Genomic DNA, 23,663 nt, shown 5'->3' with positions numbered 1-23,663 from the left:
GCGAGGGTCCTTGCGCGCTTACTTGATCTTCGCGTTCCAGAAGAACGGCCAGGTCGCGGGCGTGTAGTTGTCCAGCGCCGGGCTCTTGGCCGAGAGGCCGTTGAACTTGCCGACGTTGATGTAGGGCACCTCGTCGTACACCACCTGCTGCACCTTGCCCCACAGCGCGCCGCGCTTGGCCGGGTCGCTCTCGACGTTGAAGGCCTGCAGCGCGGCCTTCTTGGTGGGCGTTTCCCACCAGCCGGGCGCGCCGTCGCCGAGCTGCGGCGGCGAGAGCATGGGCTCGGGGAACTGGCCCGAATGGGTCACGTAGATGTCCCACAGCTTGGAGTCGTTGCGCCGCTGCACCAGCGTGGCCCAGTCGACCACGTTCAGGTCGACCTTGAAGCCCGCGCGCTTCAGCTGCTCGGCCATCAGCAGGGCCATGTTGTAGTGAAAGTCGTACTGGCGGCTGGTGAGCACGCGAATGGGCTCGCCCTTGTAGCCGGCCTTGGCCGCGGCTTCCTTGGCCTTGGCGGCGTTGCGCTGGTTGTACTGGTCGGCGCCGGCGGTGGAGTAGAACGGCGAGCCCTTGGGGAAGTGGTTGGCCTCGGCCACGAAGAAGCGCGTGTCGCCGAAGCCGGCCGCGAGCATCTCGCCCTCGCCCAGCGCGGCCTGGATCGCCTGGCGCACCGGCTGGCTGGCGGCCACGCCTTCCTTGGTGTTGAGCACCAGGTACGGGAAGCCGAACGAGGGCGTCATGATCGGCACCGTCTTGCCGCCCGACTTCTCCAGGCGCGGCAGCGCTTCCACCGGCAGCAGGTCGGCAAAGTCGTACTGGCCGGCCAGCGCGCCCTCGACGCGGGTGCTGGCGTTGGGCACGGGCACGAAGCGCAGCTCTTCGATGGCGGCCTCGCGCTTGCCGCCGTAGCCGCTCGCGGGCTCCTTGCGCGCGGCGTACTTGTCGAAGCGCGTGAGCAGCACGAACTGGTCGGGGCGGCGTTCCTTGAACTTGTAGGGGCCGGTGCCGACGAAGTCCTTCAGCGGCGAGGCGATCGAGTCCTTGGCCATGATGGCGGCCATGCCGCTGGGCAGCGCCAGTTGCGAGAGCAGCGGCGCATACGGCTCCTTCAGCACGATGTCGACGCCCAGCAGGCCCTTGGCCTTGAGGCTGTCGATTTCCTTGCCCACGGCTTTGCCGCGCGGCGACTGTTCCATCCAGCGCTGCAGGCTGGCGACCACGTCGTCGGCCGTGAGCTCGCGGCCGTTGTGCAGCATCACGCCCTTGCGCAGGGTGATGGCGTAGGTCTTGCCGTCGGCCGAGATCTTCGGCATGCCTTCGGCCAGCATCGGCACCACGTTCCACTTGGCGTCGAAGGTGTAGAGCGTCTCGTACACGTGCTGCATGATGGTTCCGACCAGGTCGGCGGTGGAGGCCATCGGGTCGAGCGTCTGCGGCTCGGCCACCATCGCCAGCGTGGCGAAATTGCGCGGGCCCTGGGCATGCGCTTGCTGGTGCGGCAACGCGGCGCACAGCATCGCGAGCAAGGAAGCGCCCAGCAAGGTGCGCTTGGACAGCAGAGGCAGGGCGATGCGCTGGACTGGACCGACGTGGGGCATGGGGGACTCCTTCTTGGGGCGGGCGCTCAGGTTGGCGAAAGTGAAAGAAATTTTCTTTCCGGCCTGCACTTTGAAGCACTATCCATGTCAAATCATCCGTGTTAACCCTCGATCAGGGGTTATTCTGAAATATATTTTCAGATTGGAGAGATACTCGCGGCGCGTTTTCTTCGACTTTCCCCTGCCCTCTTTTTCATTCCAAGGAGTCCCCCCATGCCTCTCGAATACCTCGGTGCCCCGCCCCTCGCCTCCGACCGCCAGGTGCGCCCCTTCTCCCCGGCCGTGCGCGCCGGCGACTTCGTCTACGTGTCGGGCCAGGTGCCCGTGAACAAGGAAGGCGAGATCGTGGTGGGCGGCATCGAGGCGCAGACGCGCCAGGTCATGGAAAACCTGAAGACCGTGCTCGCGCTGGCCGGCGCCACGCTCGACGACGTGTGCAAGAGCACCGTCTGGTTGCAGGACGCGCGCGACTTTGGTGCCTTCAACCGCATCTACATGAGCTACTTCGGCGAGAACAAGCCCGCGCGCTCGACCACCGAGGCGCGCCTGATGGTCGACGCGAAGGTCGAGATCGACGTGGTCGCCTACAAGCCGAAGGCCTGAGCCCAAGCCCGGGCCTGGCCGTGGGCTTCAGCCGGCCAGTTCGGTCTTGCGCTGGATGATGCGCGAGACCAGCCCGTATTCGACCGCCTCTTCGGCCGACAGCCAGCGGTCGCGCTCGATGTCGGCCAGCACCACGTCCAGCGGCTTGCCGGTTTCGCGCGCGATCTCGTGCGCGATGCGCAGGCGGGCCTTGATGATTTCCTGCGCCTGGATCGCGATGTCGGTCGCCTGCCCGCCCGCGCCGCCGCTGGGCTGGTGAATGAGGAAGCGGGTGTTGGGCAGGCACACGCGGCGCTCGCGCGGCGCGGCCAGGAACAGGTGCGTGGCCGCGCTGCCGACCCAGCCGGTGCCGATCATGTTCACCGGCGCGCTGATGAAGCGCACGATGTCGTGGATGGCGTCGCCCGACTCCAGGTGGCCGCCCGGCGAGCTCACGAGGATGTCGATGGGCTTGTCGGCGCTGTCGGCGTCCAGCGCGATGAGCCGGCGCGTGACGTCGGCGGCCACCGCGTCGGTGATGCTGCCGAAGATGAGCAGCGTGCGCGACTTGAACGCCTTTTCTTCCAGGTAGGAGTTGCGCGGCTCGGCGGTGGCCGCGGGCTTGGTGTCGTCGTCGGATTCCATGGAGAACATGGGGTGCATGAGGAAGGCTCCTGTGGTTGGACTGTCTTGACGAACAAGCCCACAGTTTCGTGACATTGCCAGCTGAATGTCGGATGTGGCAAGCTGGCGCGATGCTTGACGAACGCTATCTCTCGCAATTCCCGGCCTTGCGAAACCGGCTGGTTCGCGCGGCGGCGCGCCTGCTGGGCGGCCAGGCCGAAGCGGAAGACGTGGTGCAGGACACCTACCTGCGCGCGCTGGAAGCCGGCGACACGCCGCCACCCGATTCGGCGCAGGCCTGGCTCACCACGGTGATGCAGAACCTGGCGGTGGACAGGCTGCGGCGGGAAGGCTGGATGCAGCGATGGCTGAAAGAGGCCGCCGTGAATTCGCTGCATGCGCTGTCGGCGCCTTCCGCGGAAGCCGAAGCGGCGCAGGCCGAATCCATCGCGCAGGCGCTGCGGCTGGTCGCTTGCAGGCTGTCGCCCTCGGACGGTGCCGCGGTGCTGCTGCGCGAGGTGTTCGAAGCCAGCTTCAAGGAGATCGCGCTGGCCAGCGGAAAGACCGAGGCCGCCTGCAGGCAGCAGTTGCATCGGGCGTTGCTGCGGCTGCGGGAGGGCAAGGAAGGGGACGACGGCGGTTCGGAAGCCGTCTTCCATGTGTACCGGCAGGCGTTGAGCGACTGCGATGCGCGGACCTTGTTCGCGATGCTGCGGCAGCCGCCTGCGCGTGCGATCGGGGTGTCTGTTGCGACTGCGCCGGGTTCAGGTTCAGGTTCGCCCCGCGTGGTGTGCCAGGTGATGCAGATCGGCGGACGGCTCGGGCTGGTGCTGACGCTGGGCGGCAAGGTGCTGTGCGTGCTGCCGCTGGATGCAGGACAGCCCGAGGAAGACACGCTGGCCGTGTTTTGAATCGGCTCCTTCCCCCTCTGGGGGAAGATTGGGATGGGGACACGCGCGGCCTTCGAGGCTGCGCGGCGTTGAAGGCCGCGAGCCCCCACCCCTGCCCTCCCCCAGAGGGGGAGGGAGAGAAGACAAAAGCCTCAGCCCGCCAGGCGCCCCGCCACCAGCTGCAGCACCCGATCGCACCGCTTCGCCAGGTCCTGGTCGTGCGTGACCATCACGAACGCCGTGCCGTGCCGCCTTGCCAGGTCCAGCATCAGCGCGAACACGTTGTCCGCGGTGCTGCGGTCGAGGTTGCCCGTCGGCTCGTCGGCCAGCACGCAGGCCGGCTGCGTGACCAGCGCGCGCGCGATCGCCACGCGCTGGCGCTCGCCACCCGACAGTTCCGCCGGCCGGTGGTGCAGGCGCTGCCCCAGCCCCACGCTCTCGAGGATCTTCGTCGCCGATTGCGCGGCGACGGAAGGCTCCACGCGCCGGATCTTCAGCGGCATCGCCACGTTGTCCTGCGCGCTGAATTCGGGCAGCAAGTGATGGAACTGGTAGACGAAGCCCAGGTGCTGGTTGCGCAGCCGGCCCTGCTCCGCCGCGTCCGCGTGCGCGATGTCCTTGCCCAGCAATTCGACCTTGCCGCCCGTGGGCGCGTCGAGCCCACCCATCAGGTGCAGCAGCGTGCTCTTGCCCGAGCCCGAGGCACCGACGATGGCCAGCGTTTCGCCGGCGTGCACGTCGAGGTCGACGCCGTGCAGCACGGTCAGGTCGAGGCGGCCTTCGTGGAAACGCTTGGTCAGTCCACGGGCCTTCAGAACAACTTTGTCGGCGCCGGGCCGCCCCAAGCCGATGGCGGCCCCCGCGGGGGGCAGCGAGGACACGTCAGTGCCGAGCGTGGGGGACAGTTCACTCATAGCGCAAGGCCTCGGCCGGGTTCACGCGGCTGGCACGCCAGCTCGGGTACAGCGTGGCGACGAAAGCCAGCACCAGGGAAATGATCGCGATCGGAACGATGTCGCTCTGCTGCGGATCGCTCGGCATCTTGCTGATCAGGTAGATGTCCTTCGGCAGGAAGCTCGCGTGGAACAGCTGCTCCAGGAAGGGCACGATCACGTCGATGTTGTAGGCAATGCCCAGGCCCAGCAGCAGCCCGGCCAGCGTGCCGATCACGCCCACCATCGCGCCCTGCACCACGAAGATGCCCATGATGCTGCGCGGCGAGCTGCCCAGCGTGCGCAGGATGGCGATGTCGGCGCGCTTGTCGGTCACCGTCATCACCAGCGTGGACACCAGGTTGAACGCCGCCACCGCCACGATGAGCGTGAGGATGATGAACATCATGCGTTTCTCGACCTGCACGGCCGCGAACCAAGTCTTGTTCTGGCGCGTCCAGTCGCGGATGAGGAACTCGCCCGGCAGGCTCACGGCCAGCTGGTCGGCCACGTCGCGCGCCTCGTTCAGGTCCTTCAGCTTCAGGCGGATGCCCGTGGGGCCCTCGAGGCGGAACACCTTGGCCGCGTCCTGCTCGTGCACCATGGCCAGGGCCGAGTCGTACTCGTAGTGGCCCGAGTCGAAGGTGCCGACCACGGTGAACTGCTTCAGCCGCGGCACCACGCCGGCCGGCGTGACCTGCCCGCCCGGGGCCACCAGCGTGACCTGGTCGCCCGGCTGCACGAACAGCGAGCGCGCCAGCTCGGCGCCCAGCACGATGCCGAACTCGCCCGGCACCAGCTTGTCGAAGGTGCCCTTGCTGGCGATGCCGCCGGTGTCGGTCACCTCGGGCTCGAGCTTCGGGTCGATGCCGCGCACGATGGTGCCCTTCATGTCCTCGCCGCGCGCGATGAGCGCCTGCGTGTTGATGAAGGGGGCCGCGCCGATCACCTCGGGGTGCTTGCGCGCGGCGGCCATGATCTCGTCGAGCTGCGGCAGCGCCTGCCCGTCGCGCGAGAAGATCTCGATGTGCGACACCACGCCGAGCATGCGGTCGCGCACCTCTTTCTGGAAGCCGTTCATCACACTGAGCACAATGATCAGCGCCGCCACGCCCAGGGCGATGCCGAGCATCGAGACACCGGAGATGAAGGAGATGAAGCCGTTGCGCCGCGTCGCCCGGCCTGCGCGCGTGTAGCGCCAGCCGAGCTGCAGTTCATAAGGAAGTCGCATCAAATTTCCTGCCGAGCCGCCTCAAGGGAAATTTGCCCGCCCTCGGGGGGCAGCGAATACACGAAGTGAGGAGCAAGGGGGTACGTCATACGGCGGAATTGTGGCATCCCGAAATAAACAAGGGCTTCCCGGACAATAGGGGCATGGCCGAAACCTCCCCCCGTCACTTGTTGATCCCTTTCGCCGGCCGCGGTTCCCCGGCTTGCCGCGCGGCACTGCCCACCCTGCGGCTCCCCAACCTCGAAACCCTGCTGCTTCGCCTGACCCTCGCGGACACCGACACGCAGGACGAAAGCACGCGCTCGCCCCCGCACGAACGCGCGCTGGCGCAGGCCCTGGGCATTGCCGCGGCCGACGGCTGCATCCCCTGGGCCGCGCTGGAGGCACGCCAGCTCGGCATCGCCACGCCCGACGACACCGAAGGCTGGGGCGTGGTCACGCTGTGCAACTGGCAGGTCGGCATCGACGACGTGGCGCTGGGCGACCCCGCCGCCATCGAGATCGACGCGGCCGAGTCGGCCGCGCTGCTGGCCGTGGCCCGCCCCTTCTTCGAGGAAGACGGCATCGCGCTGCACCCCTCGCCCGTGCCCGGCCGCTGGCTGGCGCGCGCGCGCATCTTCGACGGGCTGGCCACCGCCTCCATCGACCGCGCCGTGGGCTACCCGATCTCGCAGTGGTCGCCGCTGGCCGATGCCGCGCGCCCGTTGCGCCGGCTGCAGAACGAGATGCAGATGCTGCTGTACACCGAGCGCGTGAACGACGACCGCGCCGCGCGCGGCGTACCGCCCATCAACTCGTTCTGGCTCAGCGGCACCGGCGCGCTCAAGACGACGCCCGAGGCGACGGGCCCCGCCCCCGAAGTGAGCGACGCCTTGCGCGTGGCCTCCCTGCGCGACGACGGCGCCGGCTGGGCCGCTGCCTGGCAGGCACTGGACGCCGGCCCCATCGCCTCGCTGCTGTCCGACTACACGCGCGGCGCCGACGTGGCGCTCACGCTGTGCGGCGACCGCGCCGCGCAGCGCTACACCGTGCAGCCGCGCGGCCTGGCGCGCTGGGCCAGGAGCCTGTTCGACCGCAAGCGCGCGTCGGCCGTGCTGGAGTCGCTGTGAAGATCGTCGCCCGCGACATTCCGCCGCGCACCGTCTGGGCGCTGGAACAGGCCGGCGTGCACCCGCTGCTGGCGCGCCTGTTCGCAGCGCGCGGCGTGCGCGCCAAGGACGAGCTCGACGACGGCCTTGCGCGCCTGCTGCTGCCCGACACCCTGCGCGGCACCCAGGCCGCGGCCGTGCTGCTGGCCGACGCCATCGCGCAGGACAAGCGCCTGTGCATCGTGGCCGACTACGATTGCGACGGCGCCACCGCCTGCGCGGTCGGCGTGCGCGGCCTGCGCCTGCTGGGCGCCAAGCAGGTCAGCTACCTGGTGCCCGACCGCGTGGTCGACGGCTACGGCCTCACGCCGCCCATTGCCGAGCGCGTGGCCGACGGCGGCGCCGACATGCTCATCACCGTCGACAACGGCATCGCCAGCGTCGAGGGCGTGGCCGCCGCCAAGGCGCGCGGCCTGCAGGTGCTGGTCACCGACCACCACCTGCCCGGCCCCGAACTGCCGGTGGCCGACGTGCTGGTCAACCCCAACCAGCCCGGCTGCGAGTTCGAGAGCAAGAGCATCGCCGGCGTCGGCGTGATGTTCTACGTGCTGCTGGCGCTGCGCTCCGAGCTGCGCCGGCGCGGCGTGTTCGACGTGGCGACGCAGCCCAAGCTCGACGCGCTCTTGCCACTGGTCGCGCTCGGCACCGTGGCCGACGTGGTCAAGCTCGACGCCAACAACCGCCGCCTGGTGGCGCAGGGCCTGCGCCGCATCCGCGCCGGGGCCATGCCCGCGGGCGTGGCGGCGCTGTTCAAGGCCGCGGGCCGCACGGCGGCGGTGGCCACCACCTTCGACTTCGGCTTTGCGCTGGGCCCGCGCATCAACGCGGCGGGGCGGCTGGCCGACATGACGCTGGGCATCGAATGCCTGCTGACCGACGACGCGGGCCGCGCCGAAGAGCTGGCGCGCATGCTCGACGGCATCAACCGCGAGCGGCGCGACATCGAGGGCGGCATGCGCGACCAGGCGCTGCTGCTGGCCGAGTCGCTGTTCGCCATGAACAGCAATGGCGGCGATGGCGGCGACGGCATCGCGGCACCGCCGCCTGCCATCAGCGTGTTCGACCAGGGCTTTCATGAAGGCGTGGTCGGCATCGTGGCCTCGCGCATCAAGGACCGCTTCCACCGCCCCACCTTCGTCTTCGCCGCCAGCGGCGCGCCGGGCAAGGAGCACGAGCTCAAGGGCTCGGGCCGGTCCATTCCGGGCTTTCACCTGCGCGACGCGCTCGACCTCGTGGCCAAGCGCCACCCGGGCGTGCTGCTGCGCTTCGGCGGCCACGCAATGGCGGCCGGCTGCACGGTGGCGCGCGAGCACTTCGAGACTTTCGAGAAGGGCTTTGCCCAGGTCGCGCGCGAGCTGCTGGCCGAGGCCGCGCTCACCCGGCAGATCGAGACCGACGGGCCCATCGCACGCGAGTACATGCGCATCGACCTGGTCGACACGCTGCACAAGGAGGTGTGGGGCCAGGGCTTTGCGCCGCCCACCTTCAGCGAAGAGGTGGAGGTGGTGTCGCAGCGGCTGGTGGGCGAGAAGCACCTGTCGCTCAAGCTCCGGCACCAGGGCCAGCCGATCGACGCGATCTGGTTCAGCCACACCGAGCCCCTGCCGCCGAAGGTGAAGCTGGCGTTCAGGCTCGACGCGGACGAGTGGCAGGGCGTGCGCCGCCTGCGCTTCCTGGTGGAAGGCGCGGAGTTCTAAGCCGAAAACTAATCCGAAGACCAAGCCGAAGACCGTTCCAGCTCAGCCGCCCTTGCCGTGCGCGGCCTCGGCCGAGACGATCTGGTGCAGCACCTTGCCGGGGTCGGTCTTCTCGGTCAGCGCCTTCACCTCGTCGTCGGCCTCGGGCGGCAGCTCCATCTTCTCGGCCATGCGCGTCACCAGGCGCAGCATGGCCGTCATCTCGCGCTCGTTGAGCAGGTTGATCTGCAGGTCCAGGTGGTGCCGGCGCTCGTTTTCCTCGTCGGACATGTTCTGGCTGATGAGGATCATGATGGCCAGCACGATCGCCTCGATGGACACCAGGAAGAGCAGGAAGGTGAACGGGTAGGGGTCGATCTTCCACACCCACTGGTTCACCGCGATCCACAGCGCGAAGAAGCCCAGGTTCCACCACAGGAAGGCCACCGTGCCGCAGAAGCGCGACATGCGCGCCACCAGCTTGTAGAGCGCGGGCTTGGAACGGCGGTTGCCCTCCTCGAGGCAAAGAATGGCCTCGATGTTGCGGTGGGTCAGCTCGCCGATGGAGGGATGCTCTTTGGGGTGTTCGGGCTGCACAGGCTGTTCGGGTGAGGTTTGGATGGAATTCAGATGGGCAAATGGCAGCGTGTTTATCGCCCGGATGCCGCCGGGCGCCGCGTAGGCTGGCGTCGGGATTCGTTGCAAGAAGCGCCCGCGGTCCGGCACCCCCAGCGCCAGACGGTCGCGATGTGTCGCTGCATTCCTACGCCGGCGCCCGCCCGGCGCTCTACGGTGAGGCCTTCGCACACAGACCGAAGAGACGCCCGCCCATGAAATCAGCCAGCGCCACCGCCCGCTCAGCCCAGCGAAAGCAGGACGCGAAAGACGCCCGCGCAAAACCTGCCGCCACCGCCGCCACCGCCGCCGCCGCGGCCAGGAAGCAGAAGAAGGAAAAGAAGGCCGCCGTCCAGGCCGGCCCCCGCCCCCAACCCGCGCCCACCCTCCCCGCGCAGCACCTCGACAAGCCCGGCAACGAAGCCGACATGGCCCTGCGCCCGCGCTTCGAGGCGCCCGACTACAAGGGCAGCGGCAAGCTGCAGGGCATGACGGCGCTCATCACCGGCGGCGATTCCGGCATCGGCCGCGCGGTGGCCGTGCTGTATGCGCGCGAAGGCGCCGACGTGGCCATCGTCTACCTGGGCGAAGACACCGACGCCGAAGAAACCCGGCGCCATGTCGAGGCCGAAGGCGCGCGCTGCCTGCTCGTGAAGGGCGACGTGCGCAAGCCGGCCTTCTGCGACAAGGCGGTGGGCAAGACGGTGAAGACCTTCGGCAAGCTCGACATCCTGGTCAACAACGCCGCCTTCCAGCTGCATGCGGCCGGCATCGAGGACATCAGCGACGAGCGCTTCGAGCTGACGCTGCGCACCAACGTGTTCGGCTACTTCCAGATGGCGCGCGCGGCGGTGCCGCACCTGCGCAAGGGCGGCTCGATCATCAACACCGGCTCGGTCACCGGGCTGGAAGGCAGCGCGCAGCTGCTCGACTACTCGACCACCAAGGGCGCCATCCACGCCTTCACCAAGGCGCTGGCCAGTAACCTGCTGCCCAAGGGCATCCGCGTGAACGCGGTGGCGCCGGGCCCGGTGTGGACGCCGCTGAACCCGGCCGACAAGCCGCCCGAGAAGGTGAAAAACTTCGGCAAGGACACCGACATGAAGCGCCCCGCGCAGCCCGAGGAGCTGTCGCCGGCCTACGTGTTCCTGGCCGCGCCGAGCTGCGCCAGCTACATCACCGGCATCGTGCTGCCCGTGACGGGCAGCGTGGGCGCGGCGTGACGCGTTTATGAGACGCATGGCATAGGCCGGCCGCGCTTCGGCGATACGATCAGTTACCGCGCTTTTCACCTGCGCAGCGTGCGCCCAACGGCGCCTCTCACCGTTACCGTTTCTCGAGCCACCCCGGATGCCGTCCCGCTTCAGTCCCTGCCGTCCTTGTCTTGCCGCCTGGGGCACGCGCCCATGATCGACGTCGCGAGCCATGGCCTGCTGGCCGGCCTGATGGTCTGCGGCCTGGTACTGCTGCTGGTGTTCGGCACCGTCATCCACGCCTGGTACGTGCTGGCCTGCGGCTTCGCGCTGGCCGCGTTCGCCGGGCTGGACAACCTCGCACCGGGAGACCCGCTCGCGCACTGGGCGGCGGCGGCGCTGGTGCTGTGGGCCGCGTGCCGGCTGCAGTTCGCGCGGCTGCTGCTGCGCGTGCGGCACTTTGCGCCGCGGCTGGACCAGGCCTTGCTCGGGCTGCTGGTGGCGCTGGCGCTCACCGCGCTGTACGCCACGGTCGAGCCCCGGCTCACGTGGACGCTGCGCGTGCTGCAGGCGCTGGTGGTGGCCTCCACCGTGCTGCTGGCGGTCGGTGCGCTGCTGGCGCGGCGCGCGCTGCCCTGGACGGCCGTGCTCTTCTGCGCCGGCGGCGTGCTGCTGCTGGCCGGCATCTCGGCCGCGCACCTGCCGGTCTGGGGCGAGCCACCCGCGGGCCCCGCATCGTTCAACCTCGCGCAGGCCGGCGTGATCGCCGAGCTGCTCACGCTGGCCGTGGCCGTGGCCGCGCGCATCCGCCAGGTGCTGCGCGCCGAGAAGGCGCTGGAGCAACGCACGCACGCGCTCATGGGCGCCATGGGCACCGACGCGCTCACCGGCGCCACCAGCCGCGCGGGCCTGGAAAGCCGCGGCGCCGAATGGCTGCGCGACGGCCGGCCCTTCTCCCTGATGATGGTCGACCTGAACGGCTTTCATCGCGTGAACGAACGCCATGGCCGCGCGGGCGGCGACGCGGTGCTCGCGGCCATTGCGCAGCGCCTGCGCCAGCAGGTGCGCGCCGACGACATGGTGGCGCGGCTGGGCGACGACGAGTTCGCGATCCTGCTGGCCGGCAACCCGGCGCGCCAGAAGCTCGCTGAAATGGCGATCCGCATCGAGACCGCCGGCGCCACGCCGGTGGCCTTCGAGGGCCGCCTGCTCGCGGGCGGCGAGATCAGCATGGGCATCGCGTGCCACCCGGCCGACGGCGACACGCTGGCGCGGCTGATGGAGTCCGCCGAGCGCGCGCTGCGCCACTGCAAGCGGCAGCGCATGGGGCCGTCCTACGCGTTCGCGGGCGAGCAATCGGGCAGCGCCGCGAACGGCTGAGGCGCGAGCCGGCGTGCACGTCGACATGCGCGTGACATGCCGCTGACACGCCGTTGAAACACGGCGCCGGCACCTCGGCGCACCGGCCTTCGAACCTTCTTCTTACCTCGTATTGCACGCGTCGCAGTGCATGATTCAGGCATGAGATTTCATGCTTTTTCACTGCCTGTTTTTTCAGCACCACCGAGGCAGAGAACGCCGCGTGGCTGACCGGATCGGCCCGCCAGGCCACGGCATGCCATCGCGCCATGCAATCGCTCATGCAGCAGCCCATGCAGTGCCGCGCGGCGCCTTGCCCGCGGTCGCGCCATTCATTCACAGATTCACAGGGAGGACGTTTTTTCCATGCGCCGTTTTGAACTGATCGAAGGAACCGCCAGCAAATTCTGGGAGGTGGAGCAATCGGACACCGAGCTCAACATCCGCTGGGGCCGCATCGGCACCGCGGGCCAGAGCCAGACCAAGTCGTTTGCCGATGCCGCCAAGGCCGCCACAGCGCTGACCAAGCTGGTGGCGGAAAAGGCCGGCAAGGGCTACAGCGAAGTGGGCGTGGCCGCCGGTGCGGCCATCGGCAAGACCGAGGCGAAGCCGAAGGCAGAAGCCTCGCCGGCGGCAGGCGCCGCGCCAGAAAAAGCCGCCGCGCCTTCGACGGCGAAGACCGCGCCCGCAAGCAATGCAGCCGCAAGCAACGCACCCGCCAGCGACGCGCCCACCGAAAGCATCGACAGCCAGGCCGAGCGCGCCTTCGAAAACGTGCGCGCGCAGATCGAGGCCGGCACCCTCACCGGAAAGGACACGCTCTCGCCCGCCGTCCTCAAGCGCCAGCACGGCGTGAGCGAGCAAGGCGCCACGCTCGCCTTCAAGCGGCTGCAGTCCACAGGCCTGATCGAAGGCTGGGGCACCAGCTGTTCGCCGAGCAAGGACGCGCAGGCCATCGCGAAGGAACTGGGCACCTCCGCCTCCACGGCATCCCCCACGCAGGCTTCTGCATCGGTCACTCCAGCCGGGCAACCCGCTGCCAACGCAGACACGCCGCCCTGGCTCGCCGCCGGCACGCCCGTGCGGCTGTCGCCCGACATGCTGCGCGAGGCCTACCCGTCGCGCCGCTTTCCGCCCAAGCCGGTCGAAGCGCCGGCGAGCGTGGCCGCGGCCTGGTTGCCGGTGCGTCGCAAGCTGGACCTGAACGTGAACCTGGCCGGCACCGACGCCTCGCTGCGCGACGCCGCGCAACGCATGATCGACCGCAGCACGCAGCCCATTCCCGCGGCCGACGCCGAGGCCGACACCGTGCTGCTGGCGCTCGCGCTGAGCAGCGGCAACCACGGCAACAGCCCGATGGGCGCCGAGCTGGTGCCTTACCTGGCGGCGCAGTACGGCCTGCCGGGCGCCATCGACATCCTGCTGGCCGCGCAGCAGATCGAGGTGCAGTCCGCCTACGACCGGGCCGCCAAGAAGCACCAGTACAGCTTCGGCGCGACGGTCGCCAAGCCGATGGGCAGCGCCTACTACGGCCCGCTGGGCGAAGGCGAGATGGCCTTCCGCACCCACCTGGCCCTGGCCGCGCCAGAGGTGTGGCAAGACTGCCGCGACCGCATCGAGGCCGGCCTGCCCAGGGTGCACGAAAGCCGCCGCCCCGCGCTGGCCATGCTGCTGCCCGACGCGCCCGAGATCTCGAACGCGCTGGTGCATGCGCTGGCCGCCGACAAGAGCGCGACCGAGACCATGCACTGGCTGCAACTGACGGCCACCGACCCCGACGCCGTCGCGCTGGCCGCGAAGGTGCGGCTGAGCTATTCAAGTGGCTTCTGGGGCCACGGCCCCATGACCAGCACGCTGGTGCAGGAGCGCGGCACGGAGGCCGTGCCCGTGCTGGAGCGCGGCGCCGCGAGCGACGACGCGGGTGACGCCCTCGCCTGCATCGGCACGCCCGATGCGGTGCTGGCGCTGGCCCGCGTGGCGAGCACGTCGAAGGGCGCGCTGTCGCGCCTGGCGCTGGCGGTCGACCGCTGGCCGATGGCGGCGATGGCGGCGCTGTCGCGGCTGGTGGCCGCCGGCGGCAAGGACGCCAACCTCATCAAGCCCAGCCTCACCCGCCTGCTGCGCGCGCACGGCGCCGCGCTGCCCGCGCTGCGGCCCTGGCTGGACGCCGGCGCGCAGGCCGTCATCGACCAGCAACTGGCGCTGCTGGCCGGCCCCACCGAAGTGGCCGAGGCCGGCGAGCTGCCCGGCGTGCTGGTGGCGCCGCCGTGGCTGGCGAAGGTGCAAAAGAAGGCGGCCGGCGCGCTGGCCCTGGAGCCGCTGGCGCTCGCGCCCGTCGAGCAATGGGGCGAAGGCGCGAGGGAAAGCGCGCTGCGCCTGGCCTCCTGGCAGCAGAGCCGCCAGGACCTGGCCCGCAAGGACATCGGCGTGCTGCTCGACCAACTCGGCTTCGAGCGCAAGGACAAGAAGGAGCACGGCCCGCTCGGCAAGGCCGCGGAGGCCGCCATCAAGGCCGGCGACACCGATGCGCTGGTCACGCAGTGGCGCGCCATGCTCGCGGAGCGCAAGTCGGGCCGCTACTGGTGGTTTCGCTTCGACTCGTATGTGGCGGCGGTGCTTCCGGCCTCGATCGGCGTGCCGTTCTGGAACGCGATTGCCGGCGAATCGGAAAGCGACGACATCGGCGTGATCCTGGCCACCCACGGCCTGGCCGTGCTGCCGGGGCTGGTGGCCATGGTGCGCAGCAAGCCGACCGAGAACCTCTCGTACGCGCAGAACTACGGCGCGGCCGAGCTCGCCATGCCGGCCGCGCGCGCCTTCGCCAAGCTGAAGACGCTGCGTGCCGAAGGCCGCGCCTGGCTGCTGAAGTACCCGGAGCACACCGCCTGCGGCCTGATCGCGCCCGCGCTGGGCAAGGCCGGCGAGGCGCGCGACTGCGCGGGCGCCGCGTTGCGCCTGCTGCAGGCCAACGGCCACGAGGCGGTGCTGTTCGAGGTGGCCGGCCGCTACGGCAAGCCCGAAGTGGTCGAGGCGCTGCGCGCGGTGCTCGACGAAAGCCCGCTCGACCGCTTTCCCACCAAGCGCGCGAAGCTGCCCGAGTTCTGGCAGCCGCGCGGCTGGCGCCGGCCCACGCTGAAGAATGGCAAGGCCCTGCCCGATGAGGCGCTGGAGCACCTCGGGCAGATGCTGACCTTCCCCACCAACGAGGAAATCTACGGCGGCATCGCCGTGGTGAAAGAGGCCTGCGACGCCGGCTCGCTCGCCGAGTTCGCGTGGGACGCGTTCACCGCCTGGCTCGATGCCGGCGGCCCCAGCAAGGAAGGCTGGGCGCTCACCATGCTGGGCCAGTTCGGCAACGACGACACCGCGCGCAAGCTCACGCCCTTCATTCGCGCCTGGCCCGGCGAGGCCGCGCACGCGCGCGCCGTCACCGGGCTGGACGTGCTGGCCACCATCGGCAGCGACGTCGCGCTCATGCTGCTCAACGGCATTGCGCAGAAGGTGAAGTTCAAGGGCCTGCAGGACAAGGCGCGCGAGAAGATCGCCGCCATTGCCGAGGCCCGCGGCCTGAGCACCGAGGAGCTCGAAGACCGGCTCGCGCCCGACCTCGGGCTGGACGAGCAAGGCACGATGCGGCTGGACTTCGGGCCGCGCGCCTTCAAGGTGGGGTTCGACGAAACGCTCAAGCCCTATGTGCGCGAAACGACGAGTGGCACGGACGGCGTGGACGGCGTGGACGGCGCGCGCCTGCCCGACCTGCCCAAGCCCAAGAAGACCGACGACGCCGAGCTGAGCAAGGAAGCCGTCGAGCGCTTCAAGCTGCTGAAGAAAGACGCGCGCACCATCGCCAGCCAGCAGCTGCTGCGCCTGGAAGTGGCCATGTGCGCGCGCCGGCGCTGGACGCCCGAGGTGTTCCGCATGTTCCTGGTCGAACACCCGCTGGTGCGCCACATCGTGCAGCGGCTGATCTGGGGCGTGTACGAAGTGGAGGGTGAAACGAGCTACGGCGGCGCGCTGAAGGCGTGCTTCCGCGTGGCCGAGGACGGCAGCTACACCACGGCCGAAGACGACCCGTTCGAACTGCCCGAAGCGGGCCATGGCGCGAACATCCGCATCGGCGTGCCGCATGCGCTGGAACTCTCCGCCGCCGACGCGGCCGCCTTCGGCCAGGTGTTCGCCGACTACGAGCTGCTGCAGCCCTTCGCGCAGATCGGCCGCGACATCTACACGCTGACCGACGACGAGAAGAAGAGCCTGAAGCTCGAACGCTGGAAAGACGTGAAGGTGCCCACCGGCCGCGTGCTGGGGCTGGCCAACAAGGGCTGGCGCCGCGGCCAGGCGCAGGACGCCGGCTGCATCTGGTACTTCAGCAAGCCGCTGGGCACGGCCCGCGTGATCGAGCTGAGCCTGGACCCCGGCATCATCGTCGGCATGGTCGACGAGTACCCCGAGCAGACGCTGGGCCAGGTGCAGGTCGGCAAGCCGTCGGGCTGGGGCGACATGCAGGATGCGGAGGCGCTGCACCAGCTCGACGCGATTTCCGCCAGCGAACTGATCCGCGACATGGAAGGCCTTCGGGCAGCATGAGGCTCGCCCCCAGGCTTCGCGCACTTCGTGTCGCTACGCCCCCTTACCGGGGGCAACGCTTGCGGCCCGGCAAAGCCGGTGCCGCGGTGTTTCCCGAACAATGACCTGACCGAATCAAAGATGGCAACCACCCGCAAGACCCAGGACACCGGCACGGCGGCGCAACAGCTGCAGCGCCCGCCGGCGGAAATCCAGTACGCCGCGCAGCTCGCGCGCCTGCAGGCTCAAGACAAAGACCCGCGCCCGCCCGGCTGGGCGCTGGGCCTGAAGGCCGCGCGCTCGTTCATCCTCGGCGACGCGGCGCTGGACATCGCGCCGAAGATCGTCGCGCCCGTGGCCAGCATCGAGCGCATGCTCGTCACGCTGGCCACCGGCCGCGGGCTGATGCTGGTGGGCGAGCCGGGCACGGCGAAGTCGATGCTGTCGGAGCTGCTGGCCACGGCCATCTCGGGTATCTCGACACTCACCATCCAGGGCGGCGCGTCGATCACCGAAGACCAGATCAAGTACGGCTGGAACTACGCGCTGCTCATCAACGAAGGCCCGAGCCCGCGCGCCATGGTGCCCGCGCCGCTGTACCTGGGCATGCAGCGCGGGCAGGTGGTGCGCTTCGAGGAAATCACGCGCGCGCCGCTGGAGGTGCAGGACTGCTTGCTGGGCATGCTGTCGGACCGTGTGATGTCGGTGCCCGAGCTCGCGGGCGAGCACGGCATGCTCTACGCGCGAGAGGGCTTCAACATCATCGCCACCGCCAACACGCGCGACCGCGGCGTGAACGAGATGAGCGCGGCGCTGAAGCGGCGCTTCGACTTCGAGACGGTGTTCCCCATTCTCGATTTCGACCGCGAGCTGGCGCTGGTGCAGGAGTCGTCCGCGCGGCTGCTGGCGCAGAGCGGCATCCCGAAGACCGTGCCCGCGCCCGTGCTGGAGCTGCTGGTGTCGACCTTTCGCGACCTGCGCGGCGCGCCGGGCAAGGCCGAGAAAGGCAGCGGCAATGGCAGCGGTGGCAACGACGGCGCGATGGACAAGCTCACCGCCGTCATGTCCACCGCCGAGGCGGTGAACGTGGCGCACGCGGTGGGCGTGCGCGCGTGGTTCCTCGAGCAGCGCGAAGGCTCGCCGGCCGACCTGGTCGACTGCATCGCCGGCACGGTGGTGAAGGACAACGCCGACGACCGCGCCAAGCTGCGCCGCTACTTCGAGCAGAAGGCGGCCAAGCGCAACGGCGCGCACTGGCGCGCGTACTACGAAGCGCGCCATCGGCTGCCTTGACTCTGCCGATGACGCAACCCCACATCGTCGGCGTGCGCCACCACAGCCCCGCCTGCGCGCGGCTGGTGGCCGAGCGAATCCGCACGCTGCGCCCGGCGTTCGTGCTGATCGAAGGCCCCGCCGATTTCAACGAGCGGCTCGACGAGCTGTACCTGCCGCACCGGCTGCCGGTGGCGATCTACAGCTACCTGTCGGGCGACGAGCGGCACCACGGCTCGTGGTCGCCCTTCGCGGAGCATTCCCCGGAATGGCAGGCGCTGATGGTGGCGCGCGAGGTGGGCGCGGCGGTGCGCTTCATCGACCTGCCCGCGTGGCACAAGGCCTTCTCGCACATGGAGAACCGCTACGCCGACGTGGCCGACCACGCGCACGAGGAGCGCGCCGAGGCCTACGAGCGTGCGCTGACCGAGACGCTTTCGGTGCAGGGCCGCGACGCGCTGTGGGACCACCTGTTCGAAGACGGCTGCGACGCGGGCGAACTGGCGCGGCGGCTTTCGACCTACTTCGACCACCTGCGCGGCGAAGACCGCGGCTCGCAGGGCAACCAGGCCCGCGAAGACATGATGGCGCGCTGGATCGCCTGGGCCATGGCGCAGCCGGTGCAAGCCGGCCACGCGCAGGCGCTGGTGGTGTGCGGCGGCTACCACGCACCCGCGCTCGCGCGGCTGTGGCAGGGCATGCCGGCGGACCTGCCCGTCACGCCGCAGCCGTCAGTCGAACCGTCCGCCGAAAGCACACCTGAGATGGCGGCCCGAACGACGGCCGCGGCGCCTGCGGGCGCCCTGCTGCGCTTCGGCTCCTACCTCGTGCCCTACACGTTCAAGCGCCTCGACGCCTTCGCGGGCTATGCCTCGGGCATGCCCTCCCCGGCCTACTACCAGTGGGTGTGGGAGCTGGGCCCCGAGGGTGCCGCGCACCGCGCGCTGCAGCAGGTGATGCAGCGCCTGCGCGAGAAGAAGCTGCCCGCCTCCACCGCCGACCTGATGGCCATGCACCTGCGCGCCCAGGGCCTCGCGCGGCTGCGCGGGCACGAGAAGCCGCTGCGCTCCGACTGGCTCGACGCGCTGGCCGGCGCGCTGGTGAAAGACGCGCTCGACGCCCCCCTGCCCTGGACCTACCGCGGCGCCATGCGCCCCGGCACCGACCCCGTGCTGGTGCAGGCGATGGACGTGCTGGCCGGCGACACCGTCGGCCGCCTCGCGCCCGGCACGCCGCAGCCGCCGCTGGTGGCCGCGGTGCAGGCCGAGCTGGCGGCGCACGGCATCGTGCTGCGCGGTCAGCTCAAGCTCGACCTGCTGGGCGAGGCCGACCGCGCCAAGAGCCGCGTGCTGCACCGGCTGGCGATTCTTCGGCTGCCCGGCGTGCGCCGCACCCAGGGGCCGAAGCTGGCGATGTCGGGCGAGCGCACCGAGCTCTGGTCGCTGGGCGAACCGCTGGAACAGCAGGCCGCGCTGATCGAGGCCGGCGCCTGGGGCGCGAGCCTGCACGACGCGGCGCGGGCCCGGCTCGAAGACGACCTGCGACAGGCACGAGGCCGGATCGGCCCGCTGGCCGAGGGCCTCAACCAGGCCGCATGGGCGGGGCTGTCGGCGCTCAGCGATTCGCTGCTGCGCGAGCTGCAGGGCGCCATCGCCAACGAAGCGCGCTTCGAGGCGCTGGGACCTGCCCTGTCGGTGCTGCACACGCTGCTGCGCCACGGCCAGATGCTGGGCATGGCCGACGCGCCGGTGCTGCGCGTGGTGATCGCCGCGGGCTTCGACCGCGCGCTGTGGCTGCTGGAGCCGCCGGCCGAGGTGTCGCCGGCGGACATGCAGCCGCACCTGGAAGGCCACCTCGCGCTGCGCCGGATCGTCGCTGACGTGCTGGCCGATGCGCAGGACCGTGCGCATGACGCGAACAGCGCGAACGCAGCATCGCTGCTCGACATCGAGCCCGCACGCGCGCTCGCCGTGTGGCAACGCAAGGCCGCAGATACGGCCGCAGCGCCCGTGAGCCGGGGCGCTGCGTTGGGCGCGACGCTGAGCCTGGCCGGTCGCGCGGTCGGCACGCAAGTGCAGTCACAAGTGCACTCCCAGGTGACATCGCATGCCGACGGCGTGAGCGAGGCGATGCAGCTGCTGCACTCGCTGCCCGCGCCCGTGCTCGGCGACGCGCTCACCGGCCTGCTCGCGCTGGCGCGCGAAACGCTGGCCGCCGAACCCGCCTTCATCGCCGGCATGGACCGCACCGTGCAGGCGCTGGACAACGCCGACTTCGTGCGCGCCATGCCCAGCCTGCGCGCTGCCTTCGCCTGGCTGCCGCCGCAGGAGCGCGGCCTGCTGGCCGACCAGGTGCTGGCGCTGCACGACGCCACGCACCTGTCGCGCCGTACGCTCACCGCGCCCCTGGCCGGCGATGCCGCGCCCGAGCAGCTGGCCGAGGCGCGCCGCGTGGAAGACGAGGTGCTCGCACGCCTCGCCGCCTGGGGCTTGACGCTGCCGGGACAAGACACAGAGGAAGCCGCCCCGTCATGAGCCTCGACATTCCCGATCCGCTGCAACGCTGGCGCCTGCTGCTGGGCGATCCGGCCGAGAAGGCCTGCGGCAGCCTCAGCGCCGAGGCGAAGGCCGCCGACGCCGCGCTCGACTGGCTCTACGGCCGCGACAGCGACCGCGCGAGCCGCGGCGAACGCAGCGCGGGCCTGGGCCCTTCCGCGCTGAGCACGCCCGACTGGATCAACACCATCCACACGCTCTTTCCCAAGGAAGTGATCGAGCGGCTGGAGCAGGACGCGGTCGAGCGCTACGGCATCGACGAGGTGGTGACCAACCTGGAGGTGCTGGAGCGCATCGAGCCTTCGGAGTCGCTGCTGCGCGCCGTGCTGCACACCAAGCACCTGATGAACCCCGAGGTGCTCGCGGCCGCGCGCAAGCTGGTGGCCGAGGTGGTGCGCCGCATCATGGAAAAGCTCTCGACCGAGGTGCGCCAGGCCTTCAGCGGCAGCCGCGACCGGCGCCGCCGCTCGCGCATGAAGGTGGCGCGCAACTTCGATTTCAAGCAGACGCTGGCGGCCAACCTGCACCGCTACGACCCCGAGCGCCGCAAGCTCTACGTGGAGCGGCCGGTGTTCGTCAGCCGCACGCGGCGGCATGCCGAGCCGTGGGACATCGTGCTGCTGATCGACCAGAGCGGCTCGATGGTCGACTCGGTGATCCACAGCGCGGTGATGGCCGCCTGCCTGTGGCAGCTGCCCGGCATGCGAACGCGGCTGGTGGCCTTCGACACCGCGGTGGTCGACCTGACGGACGATGTGTCCGACCCCGTCGAGCTGCTGATGAAGGTGCAGCTGGGCGGCGGCACCGACATTGCCAAGGCGGTGGGCTATGCGCAGTCGCTCATCGCCAATCCGGCCCGGAGCATCGTGGTGCTGGTGAGCGACTTCTACGAAGGCGGCAGCCCGCACGAGCTGGTGCGGCGCGTGAAGGCGCTGGTGGAGTCGGGCGCCAAGGTGCTGGGCCTGGCCGCGCTCGACTCGACCGCCGAACCCAACTACGACCGCGAGATGGCCGCACGGCTGGTGCGCGAGGGCGCGCAGATCGGCGCGATGACGCCGGGGCAGCTCGCCGGCTGGCTGGCCGAGAAGGTGCAGGCATGAGCACCGGCACCGCATGGCGCGCCGACCTGCTGGAGCTGACGCCCGAGGCGCTCACGGCGCTTGCGAACGCCGGCTTCGTGAAGCGCGCGCAGAAGGACGTGGCGGCCGGCCTGCTGCCCAGGCTCGAAAACGGTGCGGGTGGCGCAGATAACGTGGATGGCGCAGATGGCGTGGTGGTGGCGCACTTCGACGACGGCGTGCGCACCAGCCTGCCGCCGGGGCGCACGCTGCGCGACGCGCAGTGCAGCTGTCCCGCGAGCGGCATGTGCAGGCACCGGGTGATGCTGGTGCTGGCGTACCAGGCGCTGGCTGCGTCGTCGAAGGCGGAGGCGCCTGCTTCCGCTTCCGCGCGAGAAGCGTCCGGGAAGCCGGGCGAGAAGCCGAGTGAGGCCGACGGCGCCTGGAGCCCCGCGCAGTTCGACGACGCCGCGCTGGCCGCGAGCGTCGCGCCCTCGGTGCTCGAGCAGGCGAACAAGCTCGCCGCGGCGCGGCCGGTGGTCGGCGTGCAGGCGTGGCGCAGCGCCAGCGCGCCGCCGGTGGCGCGGCTGCCGATGTGCAGCGTGCGCTTCTTCTCGCGCAGCTCGCTCGTGCATGCACGCTGCGACTGCAAGCAGGGCAGCGGCTGCGCGCACGTGGTGATCGCGGTGTGGGCGTTCCGCCAGGCCGGCGAGCTGGCGCCGGGCTCGGCGGAAGCGATGGTCGAGGTGCGCTCGCCCACCGCCGCCCATTCAGGCCCGGAGGCAGGCGCGGTGGACGATGCCGGCGCGCGGCAGCCGCTGATGCAGGGCGACGCGGCGCGCACGCTGCGCGCGCACGTCGACGCCCTGCTGCTGTTGCTCTGGCTCGACGGTTCGAGCCAGCCGCTGATGGCGCTGGCGGCGCGCTTCGAGGCCGTGCGCGAACAGGCCCGCGCGCTGGGCTGGAACTGGATCGACGACGCGCTCGACGAGCTCTGGCAGCTGCTGCAGGCGCAACAGGCGCGCAGCAGCCGCTTCGAGCCGCTGCGGCTGGTGCGCGTGCTGGCCGAGCTGTGGGCGCGGCTGCAGGCCGCGGCGCACGCGGAACAGCCGCGAACGCAGAGGCCCGCGCTGCTGGCGAGCCAGATCCTGGGCGTGGGGGTGAAGGGCGAAGTGGCGCTCGACCACCTGCGGCTGGTGTCGCTGGGGGCGGAGCTCTGGTCCGACCTGTCCGCGGACGGCAGCGTGGACGGTGGATCGGAGGGTGGATCGGAAGGCGCGAGCATCCTCTTCGCCGACCCCGACACGCAGAACGTGACGGTGCTGCAGCGCCAGTGGTCGCGCGCGGCCGATGCGGCGGCCGGCGGCGCGGCGCAGGCGCTGATGAACCGGCGCGTGGCGGGCTTTCCGCTGCGCCAGCTCGCGAGCGGCCAGGTCATCACCAAGACCGCGACGCGGCGCGCCAACGGCCTGGTCGACATCACGGCCGGCGCGCGGCAGACAGGTGTGCTGCCGCTGTCGCCCACGTCGTGGAACGACCTCGTCGCGCCGCTGCGACAGGACAGCGTGGCCGCGTTGGTGGCTCACCTGCGCGAGGCACCGCCTGATTTCGTTCGGCCCAGGCAGGCGGCGAGCGGCGCGTCGGCGGGCACGTCGGGGCAGCTGCATGTGGTGGCGTTCGACCGCATGGAGGTGATGTCGTGCCACTGGGACGCGGCAGCGCAGGTGCTGCATGCGGAGTTGGGGCAGGCGCCGGGGGATGCAGTGGGTGCGGCGGATGCGGACGACACAGGCGAGACCGTGGCGCCGCCGCCCGCGGAACGGCTGCGGCTGGCGCTGCCGCACCGCGCGGTGGCGCCGGGCGCGGTCGATGCGCTGGCCCGCACGCTGGCCGGCGACCACGGCCCGCTGCGCGCGGTGGCGGGCACGGTGCACCTGCAAGGCGGCGTGGCGATCATGCAGCCGCTGAGCCTGCTCACGGCACAGCGCGCGGTCGTGCTGCAGGTGGAAGCGGTGGCGCCGCAACCGCTGGGGCTGGAGAGCGACGTCGACGAGGTGCCCGCGCTGAACGCGCTGGCCGGTGACACGCTGGAGCTGCTGGCGCTATGGCTGCGCCAAGGGCTGCGGCACCAGGGCGGGGGCGCGCTGTCGCGGGCCGAGGCGCAGGTGCTGCGGTTGAAGCAGGCCGGCTTGGCGCGGGGCGCCGCGCTGCTGGGTGCCGTGCTGGAGAACCTGCGCTCGGCGCAGCGGCCCGCGCTGGTGGCGCAGTTGGCGTTGCTGGGGTTGCTGATGCAGGGGGTGGCGCAGGCGGCTTCAGCGCACGCTCCGGACCCCGCGCAGGCATGAAAAAACCCCCAGGCCATT

At 70.6% G+C, this 23,663-nt stretch carries 16 protein-coding genes; 11 read left to right on the top strand and 5 right to left on the bottom strand.

What is annotated here, in order from left to right; genetic code table 11:
• Window positions 1-18 precede the first annotated feature (18 nt).
• Complete coding sequence (locus AB6807_RS17970) at window positions 19-1,599, bottom strand: ABC transporter substrate-binding protein (RefSeq protein WP_371085593.1); 1,581 nt, start codon at window positions 1,597-1,599, stop codon at window positions 19-21.
• 213 nt (window positions 1,600-1,812) lie between these two features.
• On the opposite strand from AB6807_RS17970, the gene AB6807_RS17965 reads away from it, so the two are divergent.
• Window positions 1,813-2,202, top strand: a complete 390-nt coding sequence (locus tag AB6807_RS17965; protein WP_116908494.1) for a RidA family protein — start codon at window positions 1,813-1,815, stop codon at window positions 2,200-2,202.
• A 27-nt stretch (window positions 2,203-2,229) separates the two neighbouring features.
• Here the strand turns inward: AB6807_RS17965 and AB6807_RS17960 are convergent, their stop codons facing one another.
• The gene (locus AB6807_RS17960; RefSeq protein ID WP_116908584.1) at window positions 2,230-2,826 is read right to left on the bottom strand and encodes an ATP-dependent Clp protease proteolytic subunit; all 597 of its coding nucleotides are present in this window, start codon (window positions 2,824-2,826) and stop codon (window positions 2,230-2,232) included.
• Window positions 2,827-2,936: 110 nt separating this feature from the next.
• Between AB6807_RS17960 and AB6807_RS17955 the strand changes: the two genes are divergently transcribed.
• Window positions 2,937-3,716: a sigma-70 family RNA polymerase sigma factor gene (locus AB6807_RS17955; protein WP_371085592.1), complete on the top strand. Its 780-nt coding sequence runs from the start codon at window positions 2,937-2,939 to the stop codon at window positions 3,714-3,716.
• Between the two features lie 131 nt (window positions 3,717-3,847).
• Here the strand turns inward: AB6807_RS17955 and lolD are convergent, their stop codons facing one another.
• Window positions 3,848-4,609, bottom strand: coding sequence for a lipoprotein-releasing ABC transporter ATP-binding protein LolD (gene lolD / locus AB6807_RS17950; protein ID WP_371085591.1), 762 nt, complete (start codon window positions 4,607-4,609; stop codon window positions 3,848-3,850).
• Window positions 4,602-5,858, bottom strand: coding sequence for a lipoprotein-releasing ABC transporter permease subunit (locus AB6807_RS17945; protein ID WP_116908496.1), 1,257 nt, complete (start codon window positions 5,856-5,858; stop codon window positions 4,602-4,604). The genes lolD and AB6807_RS17945 overlap by 8 nt, the downstream gene beginning before the upstream one ends.
• Before the next feature lie 143 nt (window positions 5,859-6,001).
• Here AB6807_RS17945 and AB6807_RS17940 point away from each other — a divergent pair, with 143 nt between their 5' ends.
• The gene (locus AB6807_RS17940) at window positions 6,002-6,967 is read left to right on the top strand and encodes a hypothetical protein (protein ID WP_371085590.1); all 966 of its coding nucleotides are present in this window, start codon (window positions 6,002-6,004) and stop codon (window positions 6,965-6,967) included.
• Entirely contained in the window at window positions 6,964-8,703 is a 1,740-nt protein-coding gene (gene recJ, locus AB6807_RS17935; protein ID WP_371085589.1) for a single-stranded-DNA-specific exonuclease RecJ, read from the top strand. The genes AB6807_RS17940 and recJ overlap by 4 nt, the downstream gene beginning before the upstream one ends.
• Before the next feature lie 42 nt (window positions 8,704-8,745).
• On the opposite strand, the gene AB6807_RS17930 is transcribed toward recJ, so the two are convergent.
• Entirely contained in the window at window positions 8,746-9,279 is a 534-nt protein-coding gene (locus AB6807_RS17930) for a DUF1003 domain-containing protein (protein ID WP_371085588.1), read from the bottom strand.
• A 233-nt stretch (window positions 9,280-9,512) separates the two neighbouring features.
• Here AB6807_RS17930 and AB6807_RS17925 point away from each other — a divergent pair, with 233 nt between their 5' ends.
• The 7 genes from AB6807_RS17925 (at window position 9,513) to AB6807_RS17895 (ending at window position 23,645) form a co-directional block, all read left to right on the top strand.
• Window positions 9,513-10,520: an SDR family oxidoreductase gene (locus AB6807_RS17925; protein ID WP_371085587.1), complete on the top strand. Its 1,008-nt coding sequence runs from the start codon at window positions 9,513-9,515 to the stop codon at window positions 10,518-10,520.
• A gap of 183 nt (window positions 10,521-10,703) precedes the next feature.
• Complete coding sequence (locus tag AB6807_RS17920; RefSeq protein ID WP_371085586.1) at window positions 10,704-11,870, top strand: diguanylate cyclase domain-containing protein; 1,167 nt, start codon at window positions 10,704-10,706, stop codon at window positions 11,868-11,870.
• A 345-nt stretch (window positions 11,871-12,215) separates the two neighbouring features.
• Window positions 12,216-16,436 carry a DUF4132 domain-containing protein gene (locus AB6807_RS17915; RefSeq protein ID WP_371085585.1) on the top strand — a complete coding sequence of 1,407 codons (4,221 nt, stop codon included), beginning with the start codon at window positions 12,216-12,218 and terminating at the stop codon, window positions 16,434-16,436.
• 120 nt (window positions 16,437-16,556) lie between these two features.
• Window positions 16,557-17,708: an AAA family ATPase gene (locus tag AB6807_RS17910; RefSeq protein WP_371085584.1), complete on the top strand. Its 1,152-nt coding sequence runs from the start codon at window positions 16,557-16,559 to the stop codon at window positions 17,706-17,708.
• 8 nt (window positions 17,709-17,716) lie between these two features.
• Entirely contained in the window at window positions 17,717-20,221 is a 2,505-nt protein-coding gene (locus AB6807_RS17905; protein ID WP_371085583.1) for a DUF5682 family protein, read from the top strand.
• On the top strand, window positions 20,218-21,342 hold the full coding sequence (locus AB6807_RS17900) for a VWA domain-containing protein (protein WP_371085582.1): 1,125 nt from the start codon (window positions 20,218-20,220) through the stop codon (window positions 21,340-21,342). Before AB6807_RS17905 ends, AB6807_RS17900 begins: the two co-directional genes overlap by 4 nt.
• On the top strand, window positions 21,339-23,645 hold the full coding sequence (locus AB6807_RS17895) for an SWIM zinc finger family protein (protein ID WP_371085581.1): 2,307 nt from the start codon (window positions 21,339-21,341) through the stop codon (window positions 23,643-23,645). Before AB6807_RS17900 ends, AB6807_RS17895 begins: the two co-directional genes overlap by 4 nt.
• Window positions 23,646-23,663 lie beyond the last annotated feature (18 nt).

Source organism: Variovorax sp. RCC_210 (genome assembly GCF_041355175.1).
Classification (GTDB): domain Bacteria; phylum Pseudomonadota; class Gammaproteobacteria; order Burkholderiales; family Burkholderiaceae_C; genus Variovorax.
This window is presented reverse-complemented; position numbering and strand designations above follow the sequence as displayed.